The following is a 21,852-nucleotide window of genomic DNA, read 5'->3' on the forward strand; positions in this document are numbered from 1 at the left end:
TCGTAGATATGTATGTTTTGAGATTAGGAGTTATATAATAAAAATAGAATCAGAAAGAAAATCTAATATTCTTTCTGATTCTATTTTTATTTGAAGTATAATTACTGTTCATATTCCTTCTTCCGTTTCGGATTCATTGGGAACCAGCCTTTCAGCACGCGTTCGCGCTGTTCGAAGACCTCCTTGATGGTCCAGAAAGAAGAGAATGAGAAAACTCCCAACAGGGTCGACAGCAGAATCTGACTTACCAGCACGGAACCGATGAGGCCGGCGATGCCCAATAGCAGAAAAATCCACCAGCAGCGCGTTCCCCAATAATATTCCGCTTTGACTACTATCGGATGAAACAGACCGATAATCAGGAATGTGCAGATGCCAATGAGGATTCCTTCCCAATGAAGGCTGTCAATCCATTCCATTATTCGTCAGCGTCTTTACGGATGGGAATTTCTTTCTTGATGCTCTGTTCCAGTGAAATCAAGGTCTCCGTAGCAGTTACACCCGGAATTTCCTGAATTTTGGAGTTCAGCAAATCCATCAGATGCTCGTTATCGGTAGAATACAGTTTGGTCAGCATGGTGTACGGACCAGTGGTGAAATGACATTCCACGATTTCCGGAATCTTCTTCAGTTCTGCCACTACGCTCTTGTACATAGAGCCTTTTTCCAGCTTGATTCCTACGTATGTGCAGGTGCTGTATCCCAGGCTCTTGGGATTTACATGGTAACCTGAACCGATAATTACGCCAAGGTCAATCAGGCGCTGAACGCGTTGGTGAATGGCAGCACGTGACACGCCACATTCTGCTGCAACGTCTTTGAACGGGATTCTGGCATTCTGTGAGATGATTTCCAGAATCTGTTTGTCAAGTTTATCAATTTTTTCCATATTACTAAATGGTTCTTGTTTTTATCATATTGTAAGCAAATGTAGAAAAACTTTTTTATCTATATGCTATTTTGCCAAAAAAAACGTGATTATTTTTGGCGAAAGAACAAATTGTGGGTAAATTGTGTAAGTCGTTCGGCCCTATTTGACTATCTTTGATTCCCAGAAGATAGGATGCGGTTGGGAAGTAGAGCCGAAAAACATGTTTTTCGTTCGTACTTCTCTCACCTTTCACTATCTTTGTAAGACTTATTATTTATTAAACTCAAGAACTATGCATCCATTGGAATTGTTTAAGTTTTGTCCGGTATGTGGTTCTCCTCATTTTGAAATACATAATGAGAAGTCCAAGAAATGTGCGGACTGCGGGTTTGTGTATTATTTTAACTCAAGTGCGGCTACGGTGGCTTTTATCCTGAACGGGAAAGGGGAACTGCTGGTTTGCCGGCGGGGAAAGGAACCTGCCAAGGGCACGCTGGATTTGTCGGGCGGATTTATTGATATGTTCGAGACTGGCGAAGAAGGGGTAGCACGCGAGGTGAAAGAGGAAACGGGGCTGGTAGTGACGGAAGCGAAATATCTGTTTTCCTTGCCCAACACATATCTGTACTCCGGTTTTCTGGTACATACACTCGACCAGTTCTTCTTGTGTCAGGTGGAAGATGACCATCTGATAAAAGCCATGGACGATGTGGCCGATGCATGGTGGATGCCGCTGGACAAAGTGAATCCGGATGATTTCGGGCTGGACTCTGTACGTAGGGGAGTCGCACGCTTTTTGGAAACCTGTCGGAACAAAAAATAAAAGGGATTATGGGTAAATATAAGAAATATATATGGATGGCGGGGCTGTGTTGTGCCTTGCCGTTGACGGTTTCCGGGCAGCAGGTGGAGCCGCTGACCGGGGCAGACCGTTTGTTCAACGAGGGACGGGAGCTGTTCTTGCGTCAGGATTATGCGGCAGCCCGACAGACCTTGGTGCGCTATACCCGTCAGGCGGGGGAAAAGGCCTGGGCCGATGAAGTGGACTATATGCTGGCTTGCACGGCCTATGAATTGAAAATGCCGGATTGTCGGGAAGTGTTGTCGGATTATCTGGAAGCACATCCGGAGTCGCGTTACCGCAATCGGGTGCAGGCACTGATAGGGGCCAGCTATTTTTCGGAAGAGAAATACATGGAAACCATTGCTACGCTGAAGGGCTGTGACATTTCTCTTTTATCTGATGAAGAACGTGATGCCAGTGCCTTGCGCATGGGTACGTCGTACCTGAAAGTCGGTAAATTGCAGGATGCGGCTTTCTGGTTCGCTGTGTTGAAAGAGACGAGTAAGGACTTCCATAACGATGCGGTGTACAACCTGGCTTATATTGATTACGTACAGCAGAAATATGATACCGCCTTGCAGGGATTCCGTGAGGTGCAGGATGACCGGAAGTTCCAGAAACTGGCACCTTATTATATTGCCGACATTTACCTGATTCAGGGAAATTATGCACAGGCCCGAAAGGTGGCAGATGCTTATCTGGCTTTGTATCCGGAAGAGAAGTATGCGGCTCAGATGAACCGTATCTCCGGTGAGGCGGCTTACGGACAGAAAGATTATGCGGCTGCCATCCAGTCGCTGGAACGCTACCACGAAGCGGAGGAGGTGCCTGCCCGTCTGGCTATGTATAAGTTGGGTATGAGTTATTTTAATACGGGAGTCTATTCCAAGGCGTTGTCGCATTTGGGTGAGGCAACCGGTGCGCAGGATGCACTGGCTCAGAATGCTTACCTGCACATGGGATTGGCCGGACTGCAGTTGAAGGAACGCAATCAGGCACGTATGGCGTTTGAGCAGGCTTCGCGCATGGATTTCGACCGTAGCATTCAGGAGCAGGCTTTGTTCAATTATGCACTCTGCATTCATGAAACGTCTTATTCTCCTTTTGCCGAGTCGGTAACGGTGTTCGAACGCTTCCTGAACGAATATCCCTCGTCGGTATATGCTGAAAAGGTGAACGATTACCTGGTAGAGGTGTATATGAACACCCGCAGCTATGAAGTGGCGTTGCGTTCTATCGAGAAAATCACGCATCCGAGTGCACGTATTCTGGAAGCGAAACAGAAACTGCTTTTCCGTATGGGAACACAGCTGTTTGCGCAGGCCGACTATCGGAATGCCATTGATTATTTTACCCGTTCTTTGCAGTTGGGCCAGTATAATCAGAAGACCAAGGCCGATGCCTATTATTGGCGCGGAGAATCGAAATACCGTCTGGAGCGTTATCCGGAGGCTGCCAATGACATGCGGCTGTATCTGGAGTTTGCTACCGACAAGAATTCACAGGAGTACGGACTGGCTCTTTACTGTTTGGGATACAGTCTGTTCAAGCAGAAACAATATAATTCCGCACGCGACTGGTTTGTCCGCTGTGTGCAGAACGGACGGACGCAGGAAGCTTCTGTAGCAGGCGACGCGTACAATCGTATCGGTGACTGCTATTTTTATGAGCGTCGTTTTGAAGAAGCCCGCCAGCAATATGCGCAGGCTGTCGTCACTTCTCCTTCGCTGGGAGATTATTCGTTGTTCCAGGAGGGTATTGTGAAAGGATTGCAGCGTGATTATGCCGGAAAGATTCAGGTGCTCAACAAATTGATTACGGATTATCCGTCGTCGGCTTATCTGGACGATGCCCTGTATGAACAGGGACGTGCCTTTGTGCAGATGGAGGATAGTGAGAATGCCATCAAGCGTTACTCATTGCTGGTGCAGCGTTATCCGGAAAGTGAGCTTTCACGTAAGGCAGCTAATGAAATAGGTCTGCTTTATTATCAGAACGACCGCTACGAGGAAGCCATTACGGCTTACAAGCAGGTCATTACGAAGTATCCGGGTAGTGCGGAGGCGCGCTTGGCACAGCGTGACTTGAAGTCCATCTATGTGGATTTGAATAAGGTGGATGACTATATGGCGTTTGCTTCTACGGTACCTGGTGGTGCGACCTTCAACGTGAGCGAGCGTGACTCTTTGACGTATACGGCAGCCGAACGTGCTTACATGCGTGGAGATATTGCCGGAGCAAAGACCAGTCTGACCCGCTATCTTCAGTCGTTCCCGCAAGGAGCTTTCAGTGTGGATGCGTCTTATTATTTAGGTTTGATTGATTATAATCAGAAGGATTATGCGGCAGCGTCAGCCCGCCTGGAAGAAGTGTTGCGCTTTTCCGGAAGCAAGTATGAAGGAAAGGCTTTGGCGCTTTGTGCCGATATGGCTTACAACCAGAAGGAATATGCCAAGGCATTGAACCTTTACAAGCGTTTGGCCGACCGTTCGGCTGTGCAGGAAGAGCGTCTGCAGGCTGAAGTGGGTGCTCTGCGAAGCGCTTGTGCGTTGGATGACCGGGCTGAAACCGTGACGACTGCTTCGGCACTGCTCAAGCAGAGCAAGCTGACTCCGGAGGTACGTAGTGAGGCGTTGTATTTCCGTGCCAAGGCGTTGTTGGCAGAAGGGCAGAAGAAGGCTGCACTGGCCGACTTGACCGAACTGGCTAAGGATACGCGTAATGTGTACGGGGCAGAAGCCAAATACCTGGTGGCACAGACTTACTTCGATGAGGGAGAAACTGCCAAGGCAGAGAAGGAAGTGCTGGAATACATCGAAGTCAGCACACCGCATGCATACTGGCTGGCAAGAAGCTTCGTCCTGTTGTCGGATGTGTACGTGAAGCTGGACCGCAAGATGGAGGCTAAACAGTATTTGTTGTCTTTGCAGCAGAATTATCAGGCCGATGATGACATCGCCGGAATGATTGAAAGTCGCCTGGAAAAACTTAAAAGTGTAAAGTAAGATGAAATACATAAGTACGATATTGGTTTGCGCCGGTCTGTGGCCCGCAGCTACGGTATGTGCGCAGAATGGAGGGGAGAAAGATTCTACACTGAACCGGACGGTGGTAGTGGAAAATCAGTACAACCCCGAGGTGATGGATGCCTTTAAGGTGAATGTCATGCCCGAGGTGGAGGAGCCGGCGGCTCCGAAGCAGGCTATTAATTATGCGACGGATTTGCGTCCGTTGGGAGCCTGGAAAGCCACTCCTATGGAGGCGATGTCCAGAGAACTGGCTCAGAAGGGAGCCGACAGGGGCTATGTCCGTACGGCTTACGGTACGCTGAACAATGTGGACCTGAAAGGAAGTTATCTGTGGGATATTTCTTCGAAAGACCGTCTGGGAATCATGGCTTCTTTGTACGGACTGAATGGGGATATTCCACATTTCATGGAAGGAGAGGAGTGGAAGTCGCGTTTTTACCGTACGGATGTGTCGCTGGACTACCGGCATGATTTCCGGAAGGTGGCGCTGAAATTAGGAGGTGCCTTTGCTTCGCAGGTATTTAATTATATGCCGTCTATGAATGAAGGGGTGGAGAACTGGCCTACCACACAGCGTTATACGTTGGGTGAAGGGTATGTAGGCGTGATGTCCCGCGACCAGGACTTGCCTATACAGTTTGCTTTCCAGACTGGCTTGCGTAGCTTTAGCTTGCGTTATGATAATTATTACATGGAGTATGGTTCTGAAAATATTTTCCATACCGAAGGTTTCATGGCTGGAAATATCAATGAGGAGCAGCAGGTAGGCGTCGGTCTGGAGATGGACAACCTGATTCACGATGTGTCGCAGCAGGATTATACACTGTTGCAGCTGAATCCGTACTACACCTATCAGGGTGAATCCGTGAAGTTGCGGGTGGGTGCCCATGTGGATTTGCAGACGGCTTATGGCAGCGGACTGAAAGCTGCACCGGATGTCAAACTGGAATATACGTTCGCCGATACGTATGTGGCTTACCTCAATGTATTGGGCGGAACACGCCTGAATGATTTCCGCCGGTTGAATGACTTCTCACCTTACTGGACGATTGCACAGCAGATGCGTACGTCCTATACACCGCTGGATGCGAAAATCGGTTTGAAGGCTTCTCCGGTTATCGGATTAGGTTTTGAACTCTACGGAGGTTATCGTATTACCAAGAATGAACTATTTGCCGTACCGGGAGGATTCTATACGGATGAGCAGAATGTGTTCTATACAGGAATTCTGCAGGATAAGGGAAAAGTCGGTTATGGAGGCGTTTCTGTGAGCTATGCCTACCGTGACTGGGTAGACTTTTCTGTAAACGGTGCGTATTATAGCTGGAACGTGACGGAAGGCAACGAAGGCTTGTTGCAGTTGAAGCCCGAATTGAAGGCCGATTTCAGTGTGCGTGCCAAGGTGATCAAGAATTGCCATGCCCTTTTGAACTACAACTACGAACGTCGTCAGAAAATGGGTGATTTTGGGCGTGCGGATGCCATCAATAACCTGTCTGTAGGAGCAGAGTATGAATTGCTGAACCGCATCAACGTGTTTGGCCGCCTGAATAACCTGCTCAATAAGGTATACGCTACTGAAGCAGGTTATCCGGTGGAAGGTCTTCATTTCATGGCAGGCATCAGCTGCCGTTTCTAAATTTATTCTGCGTGGCGGCAGTGCTGAATTAGTGCGCCGTCACGGAAAAAGAAACGGCTTTCTTGTCCGTGCGGAAGGAGGGGAGCAGGAATACCGTCGTGCAAGGTCACGCGGGCATGTTCTATGAATGCTTCGTCCCATAGCCCTTGTTCCAGAAAAGCCTGGAGCGTCTGGCTTCCGCCTTCTACCAGTAATGTTTGTATTTTTTGCTCATAAAGCACCTGCATGATTTGCGGGAGAATATTCTGGCCGAAATCCAGTTTCACGTAAGTGAGGTTCTGGGTAGCGGCCTTTTCTTTTTCCGTAAAGACGAGGGTAGGAGTGCTGCCGTCGAACAGGTGCAGATGAGACGGCAAAGTCAGCTGTCGGTCGATGACCAGCCGGAGCGGGTTCTGTCCGTACCATTCGCGTACCGTGAGCGAAGGATTGTCGAGCAAGGCCGTGCGTCGTCCTACGAGAATCGCTTTCTGTTCGGCCCGCATCTTGTGAACCGCCAAGGTAGAGAGAGGAGTGGAAAGGCGTACCGCGTTTCCGTCTTCACGCCGGATGTCCAGAAAACCGTCGGCCGACTGTGCCCATTTCAGGGTGATGTAAGGACGCTTTTTCAGGTTGAATGTCACGAAAGCACGAATCAGTTCCCGGCATTCTTTTTCCAGTACACCGACCGTCACTTCAATGCCGGCATCCCGCAATTTTTGGATTCCCCTTCCGGCTACCAAAGAAAATGGGTCCACGCAGCCTACTACGACTCTCGGAATCCCTTTCCGTATGATTAAGTCGGCACAGGGAGGAGTTTTCCCATAGTGAGAACAGGGTTCTAAGCTCACATAAATGGTGGCATCCTTCAGCAGACTTTCATCTTTGACTGAGGCGATGGCATTCACTTCGGCATGTCCTTCCCCGCACCGCACGTGATAACCTTCACCGATGATTTTTCCGTCGCGTACAATGACGGCCCCCACCATGGGGTTGGGAGCTGCATGGCAGATACCGTTTCGGGCCAGTTGTATGCAGCGCCGCATATATTTTTCGTCTATCGTCATATTCTTCGTTTTTTATCGTTACTTTTGCAACTATGCATCCGGTTTATGTACATATCAAAAAAGAGCTGAGTCCTTTTTATGCAGAAGAAGAGGCTTCAGCCATGGCAAAGTGGATATCTTCGGATATTCTGCATCTCTCTACTCTTGAACTTTATACAGGCAAAGATATGAATTTTTCCACGAAAGAGTGGGAGGAACTGGAGGATATTCTTCGGCGCTTGAAGCAGCGGGAACCCCTTCAGTATATTTTGCAGGAAGCCTCTTTTTGTGGAATGTCTTTTCATGTGGAACAAGGGGTACTGATTCCTCGTCCGGAAACGGAAGAGCTGGTGGAATGGATTGTCTCCGATTATCGGGAGGCAGGACAGGTGCGTATTCTGGATATTGGCACCGGAAGCGGCTGCATTCCCGTATCGCTGGCGCAGCTGTTGCCGGAAGCGCAGGTTTCTTCGTGCGATGTGTCGGCTGAGGCTTTGCGCATTGCAGCTATGAATGTAAAGCGTTATGGAGACAAGGTGACTCTGTTCTGTGCCGATATTCTGAAAGAGGAACTTCCTGAATGTCAGGTAGACGTGCTGGTGAGTAACCCTCCTTACATTACGGAAAGCGAGCGGACGGATATGGAGGCGAATGTACTCGACTGGGAACCTGAACTGGCATTGTTTGTGCCCGATTCGGATCCGTTGCGGTTCTACCGGAGGATAGCCCGGAAAGGACTTGACTGGCTTTCGGAAGGAGGAGCATTGTATTTTGAAATCAACCGAGCTTACGGGGCTGAGACTGTGCGGATGCTGGAGGCGCTTGGATACCGCCAGATTGAATTACGGAAAGACTTGTCGGGAAACGACCGGATGATAAAAGCAATCAGACCATGAAAGAATATAGTGAAGCAGAGATAAAAAGTAAGGCCGAAGTGTATTGTTCGTCGGTGGAGCGTTGCCCGTCGGACGTGGAGGAGAAAATTCGCAAGTGGGGGGCTTCGGAAGAAGTGACAGAACGGATTATGGCCTATTTGCAGAAAGAACGTTATTTGGATGCGGCTCGTTTTTGCCGGTTTTATGTGCGCGACAAGTACCGTTTCAATCAGTGGGGGCGGATGAAGATTGCACAGATGCTCCGTATGAAACGCCTGTCGGACGAAGACATCCGTGCCGGACTGGAGGAAATCGATACCGAAGAATACGACGGAATCCTGAAAAAGATGCTGAAGCAGAAAATGAAAGGAATAAAAGCTGCCAATGACTATGAACGGAGCATGAAGCTGATTCGTTTTGCTGTAGGTCGGGGCTTTACGCTGGAAGAAGTACGTCGTTTTGTCAATCAGGTAGAACCGGATGAATATTTTGACTGACATCCGGGACTTCTTGTTTCCTCGCCTCTGCATGGCTTGCGGACGGAAGTTGCAGGTCTCCGAACAGGCTCTTTGCTGTGATTGTCTGTCACAGCTCCCTCATACGCACTTAGGAAATACACCGGGCAATGAAATGGAAAAGATTTTCTGGGGTCGTTTCCCGATACAGCGGGCGTCGGCTTTGTTTTATTATGCCCGTGGAGGGAAAGTTGCCCATATATTGGCCGGCATGAAATACTATGGCCGTCAGAAAGTCTGCCGGCAGATGGGAGAGATGCTGGCGCATGAATTGCTCCCGACGGGTTTCTTTGAGGGAGTAGATTATTTGTTGCCGGTTCCCTTGCATCCCGACCGTCTGCGTACCAGGGGATATAACCAGAGTCGTCTGCTGGCAGAGGGCATTTCTGAGCAGACAGGCATTCCGGTGTGCGACGGGTTGCTCTGTCGGGTGCGAAACAACCAGACCCAGACCCATAAATCCGTGCTGGAACGGCAGGAAAACACGGTTCATCTTTTTCATCTGGCTGGCGATACCCGTATGCTGCAAGGCAAACATGTGATGCTGGTGGATGATGTGCTGACCACAGGGGCCACGTTGGGTGCCTGTGCAGATGTACTGGCTGATATTGAGGGAATAAGCATCAGCATTGTTACACTGGCGTGGACGAAATAAAACAATCTGACGGGTTTTAGTAAAATTAATGCTCTTAAATTTTCTATTCCCGATGTATTTCTATAATTTTGCAAAAACATTTATCAGAGAATTAAAAAGTTATGAAAGCTTTGGAAAGATTATTTGCAGAAAAGTTGCTGAAGGTGAAGGCTGTGAAGATTCAGCCGGCTAACCCGTTTACTTGGGCATCAGGTTGGAAATCGCCGATTTATTGTGACAATCGTAAGACGTTGTCATATCCTGCACTTCGTAACTTCGTAAAGTTAGAAATTTGTCGTGTTATTCTTGAAAAATTCGGTGAAGTAGACGCCATCGCAGGTGTAGCTACAGGTGCGATTGCACAGGGTGCGCTGGTGGCAGAAGAGTTGAACTTGCCGTTCGTATATGTTCGTTCAAGCCCGAAAGACCATGGCTTGGAAAATTTGATTGAAGGTGAATTGCGTCCGGGTATGAAAGTGGTTGTTGTAGAAGACCTGATTTCAACCGGTGGAAGCAGTTTGAAAGCGGTAGAAGCTATCCGTCGCGACGGTTGTGAAGTAATTGGAATGATTGCTTCTTTCACTTACGGTTTCGATGTATCAGTAGAAGCCTTCAAGAAAGCAAAAGTAGAACTGGTTACACTGACCAACTACAATGCGGTGCTGGAAGTAGCTTTGAAGACCGATTATATCAATGAAGAGGATATCCCTGTGCTGCAGGCATGGAGAGAGGATCCTTCTCACTGGACTGGAAAATAATAGATTCTGTAACTGGGAAAGCAGTCTCGGATTGTAAATAGGAGATGTCATCCTGAGCGAGTCCACTCTGCTCAAGATGACATTTTTTTATGCGATGACGGGAGAATTTTCCTGAAGATTGAAAAAATATGGCTGTACAATTTGAAAGCAATGTGAAGCATGTTCCTTATAGTCAGGAACGAGTATATAACAAACTGTCCGACCTGAATAACCTGGAAGGAGTTCGGGAACGTCTGGACATGGTGAAGGACAAGCTGGACGGGAAACTGGAAGATATGTCGTTCGACCGTGATTCCATTACCTTGAAAGTACAGGGCATCAGTCTTACATTGCGCATCATTGAGCGTGAACCTTTGAAGTGCATCAAGTTTGAAGGTGACAAATCGCCCATACCTTTGAATCTGTGGATTCAGATTCTTCCTGTAACACAGGAAGAGGCTAAAATGAAAGTGACTATCCGTGCGGAAGTGAACATGTTCATGAAAGCCATGGTGTCAAAGCCCCTGCAGGAGGGAGTAGAGAAACTGGCTGACATGCTGGCCATGCTTCCTTATTAATTGAAATGACCGGCAGATGCCGGAGATAAAAACTGAAATTATGGCTCAAAAACTTTGGGAGAAAAATGTACAGGTAAATGCGGAAATTGACCGCTTTACCGTGGGACGTGACCGCGAAATGGACATGTATCTGGCAAAGTACGACGTGTTGGGTTCGATGGCGCATATTACCATGTTGGAAAGTATCGGCCTGCTGACCTCGGACGAACTGAAGATTTTGCTGGAAGAACTGAAAAATATATACGCTTCCGTAGAACGCGGGGAGTTTGTGATTGAAGACGGAATAGAGGATGTACATTCACAGGTGGAGCTGATGCTGACACGCCGCCTGGGGGATGTGGGAAAGAAAATCCACAGTGGACGTTCGCGCAATGACCAGGTGCTGGTCGACTTGAAGCTGTTTATCCGTGCTCAGTTGAAATCGGTGGCAGAAGCTGTAGAACGTTTGTTCCATGTACTTATTTCTCAGAGCAACCGTTACAAGGATGTGCTTATGCCGGGATATACCCACCTGCAGATCGCCATGCCTTCTTCTTTCGGTCTGTGGTTTGGAGCTTATGCAGAAAGCTTGGTGGACGATATGATGTTCCTTCAGGCTGCTTATAAGACTTGTAACCGTAATCCATTGGGCTCGGCAGCAGGGTATGGCTCTTCTTTCCCGTTGGACCGTGAGATGACCACTCGTCTGTTGGGATTCGATTCAATGAATTACAATGTGGTGTATGCCCAGATGGGCCGTGGCAAGGTGGAACGCAACGTATCGTTTGCGCTGGCTTCTATTGCCGGAACACTGTCGAAGATGGCGTTTGATGCCTGCATGTTCAGTTGTCAGAACTTCGGCTTCGTGAAGTTGCCCGATGAATGTACCACCGGTTCCAGCATCATGCCGCACAAGAAGAATCCCGACGTGTTTGAGCTGACCCGTGCCAAATGCAACAAGATTCAGGCCCTTCCGCAGCAGATTATGATGATTATGAACAACCTTCCTTCCGGTTATTTCCGTGACCTTCAGATTATCAAGGAAGTGTTCCTTCCTGCTTTTGAGGAGTTGGAAGACTGCTTGCAGATGGCTACTTACATCATGGAGAAAATCAAAATCAACGAACATATTCTGGATGACGACAAATACCTGTATATGTTCAGTGTGGAAGAGGTGAACCGTCTGGCTTCAGAAGGAATGCCGTTCCGTGATGCATATAAGAAAGTAGGGCTGGACATTGAGGCTGGAAACTTCTCACACGATAAGACCGTACATCACACGCATGCCGGAAGTATCGGTAACTTGTGTAATGACAAGATTGAAGAACTGATGCAGCAAGTGGTAAGTGGCTTCAATTTCGAGAAAGTGGTTCAAGCTGAAAACTCACTTTTAGGAAGATAATTGCATAAAATTAAAAAGAAAACGGGTGAAAAGTTTGGAGTATATCGCAAAACTCCCTACATTTGCACCCGTAAACGCGGAAATAGCTCAGTTGGTAGAGCATAACCTTGCCAAGGTTAGGGTCGCGAGTTCGAGTCTCGTTTTCCGCTCTTTCTTTGAAAGGATGCTCGAATGGTGGAATCGGTAGACACGAGGGACTTAAAATCCCTTGGCCATTGCGGCTGTGCGGGTTCAAGTCCCGCTTCGAGTACAGGAATAAACGCTAATTACTTGATAATGAGTAGTTAGCGTTTTTCTTTTATCCGTTTTTGGCGTTAAGCCGAAAGTGAAACCAAGATTTGACTTTTCTTTGCTTTTAGTTTATGTTATAACTGATATTGAATTGAAACTAAGATTTCTCTTGGTCGCATTTTAATCCATGAAGTATATTGTTGGATAGCCGAATAAGTTGTATATCGATATTCTTTTTGGTTGAACAAGTTGCACAGACTCATGGAAAACCGCCATTTGTTCTTGATATACGAAGTTTCGGCATCTGCAAGCCATACATGCTGATGATGGTTTTCGTCGAGCTGGTTATAATAATGTTCGCCAGTAAGACGGATTTGGTAGGTAGAGTTTCCTATTTCAAGGTAGATTTGCTGACGGATGTTCCATAAGGCAGGTAAATTATTGTTTCTTCCGATAAGGGAACGATTGCAGGTAAGAGATGCCAAATACGAGGTGTTGAGCCAGGAAAGGGGTGTCCAGTTGATTTTAGGAGTTAGTACGAGTTGGGTGTAGCAGTAGTTTTGGATGGAACCCTGTCCTGCTTGTTTCCCTTCGCTATGAATGAGCTGGGTTTCCAGTGAAGTTTTTAGATTCCAGTTATAGAAGCCTTTTGAGAGCAGACTGGTGAGGCTGTAGCTGCGATTGTGATTAGGTACTTCCCAGGTTGTAAGAAAAAAGATACTATCTCGATATTCTGAATGAGTCAGTTGTTGGTTTTTCTGGTTCCAATAGCTTCCTGAAAGTGACCAGAAAAATTCGTGGACAGTCCGTTTGTAGGTCAGGTAAAAGGAGTAGAGTTGATTCTGAAATTCTGGGACATGGGATGAAAAGGAAGCTACGGTCCGGTAGTTCTGCCAGTAGGAATACGGGTAGTAAGCGGTGGCTTCTTCGTTTTTCTGCTGGAGTTGGGCACGGGTGATTAACTCCCAACGTGGACTGAACTGCCAATATAGTGAGGCCGTCGGACTGATTCGTAAGTCTGTATATTGTGGATTGGTTTTTCTTAGATAAGCCGCATTGGCAGATACAGTCAAGCGGAAAGTGTTTCGTTCCCACATCCACATAGGAGTGGCGTAGAGCTTGAACTGGGGACTGGAGAAATTGGTTGTCTGATGCAACAACAACCATTCCCCTTGGATGCCTCCAGTAATTCCAAAAGTCATTCCGTTCTTTTTCCATTGGCAATAACCTTGGTTATCCATATAAGCCTGTTGCAGCCCGAGCGACTGGTTGACTTGCGCAAATTGAAGTGTAGTGGGGTGGTAGGTATAGCGGAAGAAAGAGCGAAAGCCGGAGGTAGTTTGCTTGCGAGTGGTCAAGAGATTCAATTGGTTGGTTAGCTGAAGGTTGTTCGTTTGCAGATTCTGTGTCAGTTCCCGATTGCCATGTAGGTTCTCCTGACTGTGCCCCCAAGTTCCATGGGCTTCCAGTAGATTACGAAAGAAAGACCGTGTGCCATTCCGTTCATAGTTGTAGGAGGCCTGTGCCTGATGCGTATACAGACTGTAATCTTGTGCTTGTGCGACATGGATTGTATCAGAAGGATAGTAGTAAATCTCTTGAGTCCCCTGGTTACGGTGCTGTTCATCGTACAGATAGTGGAAGGTGAAACGGGACTGTTGTTCTTCATTTTTTCGGTAAAGACGGTTCACAGATGCCAGATGGGTAATATTGTCCATTAACCGTTGTTTTTCCAAAGGGAATGAAAAAGTGGGTTGGTTGATAAAGGTCGGAACATCGGTAGGCGTGAGAAAGTTTTGGTTATCGGAAATCAGCTGTTGCAGTTCGGTGGAAAGATCTTTTCCGGTCTGGTCTGCCTTATATAAATAGATACCTTGCCGTTCACGAGCCAGTTGTAAAGCATTGAGCTTTCCGTTATACAACATTTGGTCGCCATACCCGCCGGCTGCCTGCAAGGTGAGTAGCCAGCGGGAACGGATCTCCGGTTTTAGTGTGAGGTTCAAAGCCACTTTGTCACTTGGCATTTTGTTGCGTAAGGAACGGATGGGCTGGAAGTGCTCAATCACTTCGGCATCTTTCACCGCATCTGCTTTCAAGTTCTCAGTGACTTGATTGTACCGGCCTCCTGACACATCCATTCCTTCCACAGTAAACTGGCTGATAGCTTTTCCGTTGTATCGGATTTCCCCACTTTGTTCGTTTACGTCAATTCCCGGTAGTCTTTTCAGTGCCTCCTTGATGTTCTGTTCTTTCCCGGAAGTGAAACGAGATAGGTCATATTTCACGGTATCTTGTCGTCCATAGATACGTCCTCCCTTGATTTCCACTTCTTTCAAGGAGATGGCTTCTGGTTTCAATTGAAATGTCATTCCTTTTCCCTTCTGGACTGGCTGGCTTTCTTTCTGGTATCCCAAGTAGGTGACATGTACCGTCCATGTATTGTTTTCGGAGACGGAAAACGAAAAACATCCTTTCGGATCGGTTAAGTCATACTTGTAGATGGTACTGCTTGAGTCACGGGTGAGGGTGACCGTAGCCCTTTCCAGTGGTTGGTGCGTTTCGCTGTCGATGACTTTTCCTTTTATGAAGAACTGCGCTTGCATCTGACAGGTGAAAAGCAGGAAGAAGAAAAAAATCAGGGATTTCATACGGCAGGAGGATTATTCAGACTGTTCAATGGGGTTATAAGGTATGGAGAATGATTTCATCGGGTTCCCATGCTCATCGGTCACACTGACCTTTACATTGGGCGCAGTCGAGGCGAGAAAACTCATCGGGTCTTTGGCCATCCGTTCATACATTTTGTTTAAGTTGGAACGTGAAACTTTTTCCCTTCCTTTGAGATTGATTAGAATGGGTTTCGGGATTTTGCATTGCTCTATCCCGGTACAATTGAATGTATAGTGCTTCTTGTCATCCTCTGCTTTGATAATCAGTCCCGGCAATCCGAACAGTTTCCAGGGTCCTTCCGAGACTGGAATCTCTAAGGTGTACCAAACAGTATAGTTTCTGCCTTTAAAATGGCAGATAGCCTTTTGGCAGGAATAAGAAAGAAGGGTAGTTGTATCAGGAAGAAGCGTCCATTCCGGCATTTCCTCTTTTTCCTCACACAAGAAATTGGTGGTTGCTAGGCGGTCGAGCGTGGTGACTTTTCCTGCGGGGTAATGTTTGAATATCTGGTAAGAAATCCGGGGATTTCCAATTGCAGTGGCATGTTGTAGCATGGTTTCCTTGGATGCGCCTGCTTTGGCATCAGCCATCAATAACGAGTCACGTACATAAAAGTTATAGCTGTAGCATTTGCTATACTGTTTGCCAATCTCGAGCATCAAGGTTTCTTGACTGAGTTTGGCATCTTCTGAAACCGTATCTTGCAGATAAATCATCTCGTATTGTACCTTGATGCGTTGGGTATCAATGGAGTCTTGGTTAAAGATGGAACCTGTATCCACGACAAATATTTGTGCGTGTGAAGAGATTGCAGTGTACAGACAGCCTAACAGACTGAATGTAAGAAATAAAGTTTTTTTCATTTTCTCGTAATTTAAAGTTTTCTGATGCAACAAAGGTAAATGGATACACGGCGAATTTCAGAGAAAAGTTATTACTGAAATATTATTCTTTTTAAATTGGGAGAAGGGACGTACCTTATAAATCGTATAAGGTTTTTATTTTTGTAGAAAAGAATTTGAAAGATGGGAAAACAAATCAAACTGGTGTGGGTATTGACAATCGTAACTGCTTTGCTGGTAATTGGTGGGCAAGTGTATTGGCTGCATCATCAATACACCTATACAGCGTTGGCCTATATGGCCCGGTTGAATGATACCCTGCTGGTGCTTCAGGATAAGAATTTTACATCGACATTAGATGCTAACCATACCATCAAAATGATGGACACGAATCGGACAAAGAAAGATTCTGATTTGGTCAAGCTAGGGTATTCTTTGAAAATGAATTTTGAGGAAGGGAAAGCTGAATCGTATGTCAGGTTTTCTAAATTATATGATGCGGATTCGTTGGGTAATTTGCATCTGGTAGACTCATTTAATGTCACCGGTTTGTCTCTCGACCAGGTTGTGAATGCAAGTTTGCATTATACTAAGTATGCAGGCAGGTCGTTTGATTTGCATGCATTAGATTCACTCTTCACCAGCCACCATATTCATGCGATGGATTTGCAGCAGGTCAAACTTGATTCTTTTCTTTGGCAGGGGACGTATGTGGTTGAGAAATCGTGCATGAGGTATCGCATGAAATTTATCTACCCTTACAATCCTTTTGTCCGCGATGCGGTGACAGGATATATCGACCTTCCGACAAATCCATTGTTAAAAGAGATGGGATGGCAGCTGGTCGGTTCACTTATACTGATTCTGTTATTGATTTTCTGTTTGATTTATCAAGTACGAACCATCTTGAAACAGTACAAACTGGATGAATTGAGGAAAGGTTTCGTCAATACGATGATTCATGAGTTGAAACGTCCGGTGCAGACCTTGAAGATGTGTGTGGCGTTCTTGAACAACAAGCGGATGCGGAAAGATGAGCAGATGATGGATGAAGTGGTGAAAGACTCTATGTTCGAACTTGATAATCTTTCAGCCTATTTGGTGAAGGTACGCGAGATGACGCGGGCGGATGATGAGCAGACCCCGCTTTCTGTACGTTTGTTTAATTTGAGTGAGACCTTGGAGAAATTGTTGAGGCTGACCGTGATTCCGGTTGACAAACATGTACGTTTTGAAACTCAGCTCACCCCTGAACAGTTGTGGGTCGCTGCCGATTCCGTACATCTCACGAATAGCATCAGTAACCTGGTGGAGAATGCCATAAAGTATTCGGGTAATGAGGTCTGCATTCGTATCAGTGCCTCGCTGACAGAAGGTAAGCTGGTGATACAGGTGGCCGACAATGGCTTCGGTATATCTCCCCAAGACCAGTTGCATATTTTCGATAAATTCTACCGCTCGGAGCAGGTCATTGACCGTAGCTTGCCGGGAATTGGGCTGGGATTGAGTTATGTAAAACTGATGGTGGAAGCCCATGGAGGGACTGTGGGTGTAGAAAGTATATTGGGTAAAGGTTCAGTCTTTACCCTCGAGATCCCTCAATCAAAATGACAATGTATGAAACACTTGAAGATTCTTTTTGCAGATGACGATTTGAGGTATGCCATGATTCTGAAACGCTTTCTGGAAGCTGAGGGGTATGAGGTGTTCTATGCCGGCAATGGACGGATTGCTTTGGAGCAATATCCCGAAGTGAAACCGGATTTGGTGTTGCTGGATATCAATATGCCCGAGGTGAATGGGTATGAGGTAGCCCGACAGATTCGGGAGCGTGACCGGCATGTGTTGATTTTCTTCCTGACAGACCGTTCTGACAAGAAGGATCGTCTGGAAGGCTTTAAAGTGCGGGCCAATGATTATCTGTCCAAACCTTTCTACCCAGAGGAACTGATTGCCCGGATTCAGGAGCGTTTCGGGGATGTGGAAGATACGGTGGACAAAGAAGTGTATCAGTTGGGATATACTACTTTTGATTATACGAACAATGAATTGCGTACCCAAGCCAATAAGGTGATGATTACTTCCCGTCAGGCAGAAATCCTCCGTATGCTGATAAAGAACAAGAGTTCTGTAGTGAGTAGGAAGCAGTTGCTGGAGCAGGTATGGGGAGATGCTTCGTATGCTAACTCCTTGGCCTTGAACGTACAGATTACGTACTTGCGCAAGGCTTTGAAAGGAGATTCATCTGTTAAAATCGAATCGGTGATGAAAAAAGGCTATGTGCTGCGGGGATAGTTGAAGACAGGCTCTAACCTCCATGCTGGGTGGTCGCAAATTTTGCGACTATCACTTAACCCTCTAATTCTTCATGCATGGCATTTATTACAATTCCTGGTGTCATTGCTCAGTACTGCTTAGGCAGTACTACAGTACTCCCCTGAAAGTACTACAGTACTTCCTTGACAGTACTGCAGTACTTCCACGGAAGTACTGGAAATTATGAAGCTGATATAAATAAAGTTGTTATGAAATTGCTGCTTTATCAGCTGGCAGCACGCAGCTGGTTGAACAAGTCCTTCTGTTTTTCGGTCAGGGAGGTCGGGATATTGATGTGGTACGATACAATCATATCGCCGAACTGGCCGGTCTGTTTGTACACCGGGAATCCTTTTCCTCTCAAACGGACCTTCGTGTCGTTCTGTGTACCCGGTTTTACTTTCAGTTTGACGATTCCGTCCATGGTCTTCACCTGTACTTCTCCACCCAGTACGGCAGTGTACAAGTCGATATTGACGTGGGTGTAGAGGTCATCTCCCTTACGTTCGAAGGTATCATCCTTATCGATGACAAAGGTGATGTACAAGTCTCCGTTTTCTCCTCCGTTCATGGCTTTCTGGCCGTAGCCTTTCAGACGGATGGTCTGTCCGTCGGCCACACCTGCCGGCACAGTGATACGGATATTTTCACCGTTGATGCTGAAAGTCTGTTTGTGGGTGACGTAGGCTTCATTGAGCGACAAGTGCATCTGTGCTTCTATATCCTGTCCCCTCGACATGGTGTGGTATCCTCCTCGTCCACCTCTTCCGTGGCCGAAAAGCTGTTCGAAGAAATCGGAGAAGCCGCTTGCCCCTGTTCCTCCAAATCCTTCCGTAAATTCACCGTCGTTCATGGAGTACCAGTAGCCGGAGCCACCGTGCTGTTGCTGTGCCCTGCTGTATGCCTCACGTTCCTGCTTAAACTCATCGGCATGTTTCCAGTGTTCGCCATATTCGTCGTATTTCTTACGCTTTTCCGGATCGCTCAATACTTCGTTGGCTTCATTCACTTGCTGGAACTTTCCTTCTGCCGACGGGTCATCCTTGTTCAGGTCAGGATGATATTTCTTGGCCAGCTTCCGGTATGCCTGCTTGATTTCATCCTGAGTGGCATTACGGTCTACTCCCAAAATCTTATAGTAATCAATAAATGCCATATATCAATCGTTTTAAGTTAGTTCCAAAATAAAAACTCTCGCCCACAATGGATGCAGACGAGAGTTTTCCGTTATTTGTGATGATTAATGTATTTCAATCACACGATTAATTTTTGCTTTTTCTTCCTGAGAATACTTTGGCAGCTCAATAGTCAATACACCATTTGCTACATTGGCAGTAATCTTTTCTTTATCGACATTGTCGGGCAAGTAAAGTGACTGTTGGAACTTGGTGTAAGAGAACTCACGTCGTAAGTATTTTTTGTTTTCTTTGTCTTCGTTTTCAACTTTCTTTTCCATGGAGATGACCAGTTCGTTTTCATCACCCAAGTGGATATTGAAATCCTCTTTAGTCATTCCCGGAACGGCTACTTCTACTTTGTAATCCTTGTCGCTTTCCACCACATTGATTGCAGGTGCGGTAGCGTTTGCTTTTTCCATCCAGTTGTTATCGAAGAAGTCATTAAAGATACTTGGTAACCAGTTCTGATTGTAATATTTTCTAGTCGGCATCATAGTTGTAATCTCCTATTTTTAGTTGTTAATCAATTTTGTTTCTGAACCCGAACCCTTTTGAAATTCAAGTTCACTTACTCTTTTGCAAACAGTGTACCACAAATCTTGAATGGAGGTTGTTGTAACTTCCATTTTTAATGTAGTACCTTTATTTTAAACCTTCTATGCCGATTTTTAAACCTTTGCAAACTATATTAGCTGTCTGATGGAATAGATTGTAACAAATTGTCACTTTAAATTTAAATTATAAAGACAAAAAGTCTTATTCTGTGACATATTGTCATTTATTCGCTCTTTGAGTGCCGTAATCTGACGGAATGTGAAGACAGCCGTTTTTCTAACATAGAAGCGGGAATGATGGATTTAAGAGTATCTATGACCGCATTGACCATTCTTTCGCGGATAAAGTCTTCTTTGATAAGAATGGATACGTGGCGTTGTGCCGGAGGATTTGCCTGAAGAGGCAGGACATGGGCTTTCTGTTTCTCGGTTAGCGACGCAATATGAAGTTCGGGGATGATGGTATATCCACCGTTCCGGTCCACGATTTTTATGAGGGTCTCGATGCTTCCGGCCTCATAGATGTGATTGCCGATGTCCTTGTTCTTGCAGAAATTCATTCCGCCGTTGGGTACACAATGACCTTCTTTCAGAATCCACATTTGTTCGGGAGGAAGGGTACCGTTGGCGATACAGCTTTTGGCCTGGTCGCATGCTTCAGAAAAGTAGGCCACGAACTTCTCGGTATAGACCGGAATCTCTAACAGGCCGTTCAAGTCCTCCGGCGGGGTGGTCAGGATAATGTCCAGGTTGCCATAGTGCAGCTCCTGTAGCAATGACTTGTTTTCTTTCTCATCAATGAACAGGCTTACGTGCGGGTAGGTTTTCCGGAAATGATGGATAAAGTCGGGCACGAGGTAAGGAGCAATGGTGGGCAGAATACCGATACGCAGGTTACCGTTCATGCTGTCCGTTTCGTCGGCTACCACTTCCTTTATGCACTGGGTTTCATTCAGCACAATCTGTGCCTGACGGATGATTTTTTCGCCGATGCGGGTAGGGGTGATATTCTTCCGGTCGCGGTTGAAAATCTTGACATCCAGTTCTTCTTCCAGCTTTTGAATCATCGCGCTGAGGGTAGGCTGTGTCACGCCGCATGCCTCGGCTGCAAGCACAAAGTGGCGGTACTTGTCCAGTGCCACGATATATTCCATCTGCTGTAATGTCATGGTTCAATAGATTTTATCAATACAAAGATAAATAAAATCTGTTGTGCCCCTGCGCATTTCCATCTACATTTGCATCAGAAACAAACAAAAAAGGTGTTGACAATGAAAAGGTTATTTCGTAATTGGGATGTTCTCCGGGTGATACGCCTCCTTTCGGGAGCAGTGTTTGCCGCTTATGGCATCTATGCTTCAGACTCCCTGATGATAGTATTGGGCGGGTTGTTGATGCTGATGGCTATGGTGAACTGGTCCTGCTGTGCGGCAGGAGGATGCGGCACCTCGTCCGGGAACAAAGCATTGTATAAGGATTTTGTGAAACCTTATCAGGCAACAAAAGAAAGTAAGTAAAAATTTAAAAACAGAAGAATATGAGTGCAGTACATTTAACCAAAGCAGATTTTTTGACAAGAGTAGCAAATTATGAAGCGAATCCGAACGAATGGAAATTCCTGGGTGAGCGTCCGGCCTTGATTGATTTTTATGCCACCTGGTGTGGTCCGTGCAAGATGCTGGCTCCGGTATTGGATGAGCTGGCCGATGAATATGCCGGACAGGTAGACATCTATAAGGTGAATGTAGACGAAGAGGAAGAACTGGCAGCCTTGTTTGGTATCCGCAGTGTGCCTTCCCTGTTGTTTGTGCCGATGAACGGCACTCCACAGATGGCACAGGGAGCCTTGCCTAAGAAGAACCTGAAGGAGGCTATTCAGAATGTGTTGTTGAAGAACGATTGAGGTGATATCTTCAGGCAACTATAAAAAAAGGAG

The 21,852-nt window shown here is 46.5% G+C and carries 21 protein-coding genes and 2 tRNA genes; 15 read left to right on the forward strand and 8 right to left on the reverse strand.

Annotated elements, in window-relative coordinates:
- Window positions 1–101: 101 nt before the first annotated feature.
- Window positions 102–419: a DUF4491 family protein gene (locus DXD04_RS01260; RefSeq protein WP_117670141.1), complete on the reverse strand. Its 318-nt coding sequence runs from the start codon at window positions 417–419 to the stop codon at window positions 102–104.
- Window positions 419–889, reverse strand: a complete 471-nt coding sequence (locus DXD04_RS01265) for an Lrp/AsnC family transcriptional regulator (RefSeq protein WP_007559330.1) — start codon at window positions 887–889, stop codon at window positions 419–421. The genes DXD04_RS01260 and DXD04_RS01265 overlap by 1 nt, the downstream gene beginning before the upstream one ends.
- A 274-nt stretch (window positions 890–1,163) precedes the next feature.
- Here DXD04_RS01265 and DXD04_RS01270 point away from each other — a divergent pair, with 274 nt between their 5' ends.
- The 3 genes from DXD04_RS01270 to DXD04_RS01280 are packed head-to-tail and all read left to right on the forward strand — an operon-like array spanning window position 1,164 to window position 6,383.
- A complete protein-coding gene (locus DXD04_RS01270; RefSeq protein ID WP_117670143.1) occupies window positions 1,164–1,694 on the forward strand; it encodes an NUDIX domain-containing protein in 531 nt (176 codons plus the stop codon).
- 8 nt (window positions 1,695–1,702) lie between these two features.
- Window positions 1,703–4,720 carry a tetratricopeptide repeat protein gene (locus DXD04_RS01275; RefSeq protein WP_117670145.1) on the forward strand — a complete coding sequence of 1,006 codons (3,018 nt, stop codon included), beginning with the start codon at window positions 1,703–1,705 and terminating at the stop codon, window positions 4,718–4,720.
- A gap of 1 nt (window position 4,721) precedes the next feature.
- Window positions 4,722–6,383 carry a TonB-dependent receptor gene (locus DXD04_RS01280; RefSeq protein WP_117670147.1) on the forward strand — a complete coding sequence of 554 codons (1,662 nt, stop codon included), beginning with the start codon at window positions 4,722–4,724 and terminating at the stop codon, window positions 6,381–6,383.
- Window positions 6,384–6,385: 2 nt separating this feature from the next.
- On the opposite strand, the gene ribD is transcribed toward DXD04_RS01280, so the two are convergent.
- On the reverse strand, window positions 6,386–7,426 hold the full coding sequence (gene ribD, locus DXD04_RS01285) for a bifunctional diaminohydroxyphosphoribosylaminopyrimidine deaminase/5-amino-6-(5-phosphoribosylamino)uracil reductase RibD (protein ID WP_117670149.1): 1,041 nt from the start codon (window positions 7,424–7,426) through the stop codon (window positions 6,386–6,388).
- A gap of 32 nt (window positions 7,427–7,458) precedes the next feature.
- Here ribD and prmC point away from each other — a divergent pair, with 32 nt between their 5' ends.
- The 8 genes from prmC to DXD04_RS01325 all read left to right on the forward strand — a co-directional run bounded on the left by prmC (window position 7,459) and on the right by DXD04_RS01325 (window position 12,375).
- A complete protein-coding gene (gene prmC / locus DXD04_RS01290; RefSeq protein ID WP_117670151.1) occupies window positions 7,459–8,301 on the forward strand; it encodes a peptide chain release factor N(5)-glutamine methyltransferase in 843 nt (280 codons plus the stop codon).
- Entirely contained in the window at window positions 8,298–8,777 is a 480-nt protein-coding gene (locus tag DXD04_RS01295; protein WP_117670153.1) for a regulatory protein RecX, read from the forward strand. Before prmC ends, DXD04_RS01295 begins: the two co-directional genes overlap by 4 nt.
- A complete protein-coding gene (locus DXD04_RS01300; RefSeq protein ID WP_117670155.1) occupies window positions 8,761–9,450 on the forward strand; it encodes a ComF family protein in 690 nt (229 codons plus the stop codon). The genes DXD04_RS01295 and DXD04_RS01300 overlap by 17 nt, the downstream gene beginning before the upstream one ends.
- Window positions 9,451–9,551: 101 nt before the next feature.
- Entirely contained in the window at window positions 9,552–10,187 is a 636-nt protein-coding gene (gene pyrE / locus DXD04_RS01305) for an orotate phosphoribosyltransferase (protein WP_117670158.1), read from the forward strand.
- 128 nt (window positions 10,188–10,315) lie between these two features.
- Window positions 10,316–10,744, forward strand: coding sequence for an SRPBCC family protein (locus DXD04_RS01310; protein WP_007559318.1), 429 nt, complete (start codon window positions 10,316–10,318; stop codon window positions 10,742–10,744).
- 40 nt (window positions 10,745–10,784) lie between these two features.
- The gene (gene argH / locus DXD04_RS01315) at window positions 10,785–12,125 is read left to right on the forward strand and encodes an argininosuccinate lyase (protein WP_040312446.1); all 1,341 of its coding nucleotides are present in this window, start codon (window positions 10,785–10,787) and stop codon (window positions 12,123–12,125) included.
- A gap of 76 nt (window positions 12,126–12,201) precedes the next feature.
- Window positions 12,202–12,274: transfer RNA gene (locus tag DXD04_RS01320), tRNA-Gly, on the forward strand.
- Window positions 12,275–12,290: 16 nt separating this feature from the next.
- Window positions 12,291–12,375: transfer RNA gene (locus DXD04_RS01325), tRNA-Leu, on the forward strand.
- A 115-nt stretch (window positions 12,376–12,490) separates the two neighbouring features.
- On the opposite strand, the gene DXD04_RS01330 is transcribed toward DXD04_RS01325, so the two are convergent.
- Both DXD04_RS01330 and DXD04_RS01335 read right to left on the reverse strand, forming a co-directional pair.
- Window positions 12,491–15,004, reverse strand: a complete 2,514-nt coding sequence (locus DXD04_RS01330; RefSeq protein ID WP_117670160.1) for a carboxypeptidase-like regulatory domain-containing protein — start codon at window positions 15,002–15,004, stop codon at window positions 12,491–12,493.
- Between the two features lie 12 nt (window positions 15,005–15,016).
- A complete protein-coding gene (locus tag DXD04_RS01335; protein ID WP_117670162.1) occupies window positions 15,017–15,889 on the reverse strand; it encodes a GLPGLI family protein in 873 nt (290 codons plus the stop codon).
- Window positions 15,890–16,051: 162 nt separating this feature from the next.
- Between DXD04_RS01335 and DXD04_RS01340 the strand changes: the two genes are divergently transcribed.
- Both DXD04_RS01340 and DXD04_RS01345 read left to right on the forward strand, forming a co-directional pair.
- Window positions 16,052–17,479, forward strand: coding sequence for a sensor histidine kinase (locus DXD04_RS01340; protein WP_117670164.1), 1,428 nt, complete (start codon window positions 16,052–16,054; stop codon window positions 17,477–17,479).
- Window positions 17,480–17,485: 6 nt separating this feature from the next.
- Window positions 17,486–18,163 (forward strand): response regulator transcription factor, encoded by a 678-nt coding sequence (locus DXD04_RS01345; RefSeq protein ID WP_117670166.1) that lies wholly within the window; start codon window positions 17,486–17,488, stop codon window positions 18,161–18,163.
- A gap of 247 nt (window positions 18,164–18,410) precedes the next feature.
- Here DXD04_RS01345 and DXD04_RS01350 read toward each other — a convergent pair whose 3' ends face one another.
- The 3 genes from DXD04_RS01350 to DXD04_RS01360 all read right to left on the reverse strand — a co-directional run bounded on the left by DXD04_RS01350 (window position 18,411) and on the right by DXD04_RS01360 (window position 21,085).
- Window positions 18,411–19,340, reverse strand: a complete 930-nt coding sequence (locus tag DXD04_RS01350; RefSeq protein WP_117670168.1) for a DnaJ C-terminal domain-containing protein — start codon at window positions 19,338–19,340, stop codon at window positions 18,411–18,413.
- Between the two features lie 84 nt (window positions 19,341–19,424).
- Window positions 19,425–19,856, reverse strand: coding sequence for an Hsp20/alpha crystallin family protein (locus tag DXD04_RS01355; RefSeq protein WP_022052577.1), 432 nt, complete (start codon window positions 19,854–19,856; stop codon window positions 19,425–19,427).
- 284 nt (window positions 19,857–20,140) lie between these two features.
- A complete protein-coding gene (locus tag DXD04_RS01360) occupies window positions 20,141–21,085 on the reverse strand; it encodes a LysR substrate-binding domain-containing protein (RefSeq protein WP_117670171.1) in 945 nt (314 codons plus the stop codon).
- Window positions 21,086–21,187: 102 nt separating this feature from the next.
- On the opposite strand from DXD04_RS01360, the gene DXD04_RS01365 reads away from it, so the two are divergent.
- Complete coding sequence (locus DXD04_RS01365) at window positions 21,188–21,433, forward strand: hypothetical protein (RefSeq protein WP_022052580.1); 246 nt, start codon at window positions 21,188–21,190, stop codon at window positions 21,431–21,433.
- A gap of 20 nt (window positions 21,434–21,453) precedes the next feature.
- Window positions 21,454–21,819 carry a thioredoxin gene (gene trxA, locus DXD04_RS01370; RefSeq protein ID WP_022052581.1) on the forward strand — a complete coding sequence of 122 codons (366 nt, stop codon included), beginning with the start codon at window positions 21,454–21,456 and terminating at the stop codon, window positions 21,817–21,819.
- The last annotated feature ends 33 nt before the right edge of the window (window positions 21,820–21,852 follow it).

The organism is Phocaeicola plebeius, from assembly GCF_003437535.1.
GTDB classification, from domain to species: Bacteria; Bacteroidota; Bacteroidia; order Bacteroidales; family Bacteroidaceae; genus Phocaeicola; species Phocaeicola plebeius_A.

What these genes read in the sequence shown, in the direction of transcription:
- ribD (WP_117670149.1), bottom strand. Translation starts at nt 7,426, where the DNA reads ATGACGATAGACGAAAAATATATGCGGCGCTGCATACAACTGGCCCGA.
- DXD04_RS01270 (WP_117670143.1), top strand. Translation starts at nt 1,164, where the DNA reads ATGCATCCATTGGAATTGTTTAAGTTTTGTCCGGTATGTGGTTCTCCT.
- DXD04_RS01340 (WP_117670164.1), top strand. Translation starts at nt 16,052, where the DNA reads ATGGGAAAACAAATCAAACTGGTGTGGGTATTGACAATCGTAACTGCT.
- DXD04_RS01275 (WP_117670145.1), top strand. Translation starts at nt 1,703, where the DNA reads ATGGGTAAATATAAGAAATATATATGGATGGCGGGGCTGTGTTGTGCC.
- prmC (WP_117670151.1), top strand. Translation starts at nt 7,459, where the DNA reads ATGCATCCGGTTTATGTACATATCAAAAAAGAGCTGAGTCCTTTTTAT.
- DXD04_RS01360 (WP_117670171.1), bottom strand. Translation starts at nt 21,085, where the DNA reads ATGACATTACAGCAGATGGAATATATCGTGGCACTGGACAAGTACCGC.
- DXD04_RS01310 (WP_007559318.1), top strand. Translation starts at nt 10,316, where the DNA reads ATGGCTGTACAATTTGAAAGCAATGTGAAGCATGTTCCTTATAGTCAG.
- argH (WP_040312446.1), top strand. Translation starts at nt 10,785, where the DNA reads ATGGCTCAAAAACTTTGGGAGAAAAATGTACAGGTAAATGCGGAAATT.
- DXD04_RS01265 (WP_007559330.1), bottom strand. Translation starts at nt 889, where the DNA reads ATGGAAAAAATTGATAAACTTGACAAACAGATTCTGGAAATCATCTCA.
- DXD04_RS01345 (WP_117670166.1), top strand. Translation starts at nt 17,486, where the DNA reads ATGAAACACTTGAAGATTCTTTTTGCAGATGACGATTTGAGGTATGCC.
- DXD04_RS01365 (WP_022052580.1), top strand. Translation starts at nt 21,188, where the DNA reads ATGAAAAGGTTATTTCGTAATTGGGATGTTCTCCGGGTGATACGCCTC.
- DXD04_RS01335 (WP_117670162.1), bottom strand. Translation starts at nt 15,889, where the DNA reads ATGAAAAAAACTTTATTTCTTACATTCAGTCTGTTAGGCTGTCTGTAC.
- DXD04_RS01300 (WP_117670155.1), top strand. Translation starts at nt 8,761, where the DNA reads ATGAATATTTTGACTGACATCCGGGACTTCTTGTTTCCTCGCCTCTGC.
- DXD04_RS01330 (WP_117670160.1), bottom strand. Translation starts at nt 15,004, where the DNA reads ATGAAATCCCTGATTTTTTTCTTCTTCCTGCTTTTCACCTGTCAGATG.
- pyrE (WP_117670158.1), top strand. Translation starts at nt 9,552, where the DNA reads ATGAAAGCTTTGGAAAGATTATTTGCAGAAAAGTTGCTGAAGGTGAAG.
- DXD04_RS01280 (WP_117670147.1), top strand. Translation starts at nt 4,722, where the DNA reads ATGAAATACATAAGTACGATATTGGTTTGCGCCGGTCTGTGGCCCGCA.
- DXD04_RS01260 (WP_117670141.1), bottom strand. Translation starts at nt 419, where the DNA reads ATGGAATGGATTGACAGCCTTCATTGGGAAGGAATCCTCATTGGCATC.
- DXD04_RS01355 (WP_022052577.1), bottom strand. Translation starts at nt 19,856, where the DNA reads ATGATGCCGACTAGAAAATATTACAATCAGAACTGGTTACCAAGTATC.
- trxA (WP_022052581.1), top strand. Translation starts at nt 21,454, where the DNA reads ATGAGTGCAGTACATTTAACCAAAGCAGATTTTTTGACAAGAGTAGCA.
- DXD04_RS01350 (WP_117670168.1), bottom strand. Translation starts at nt 19,340, where the DNA reads ATGGCATTTATTGATTACTATAAGATTTTGGGAGTAGACCGTAATGCC.
- DXD04_RS01295 (WP_117670153.1), top strand. Translation starts at nt 8,298, where the DNA reads ATGAAAGAATATAGTGAAGCAGAGATAAAAAGTAAGGCCGAAGTGTAT.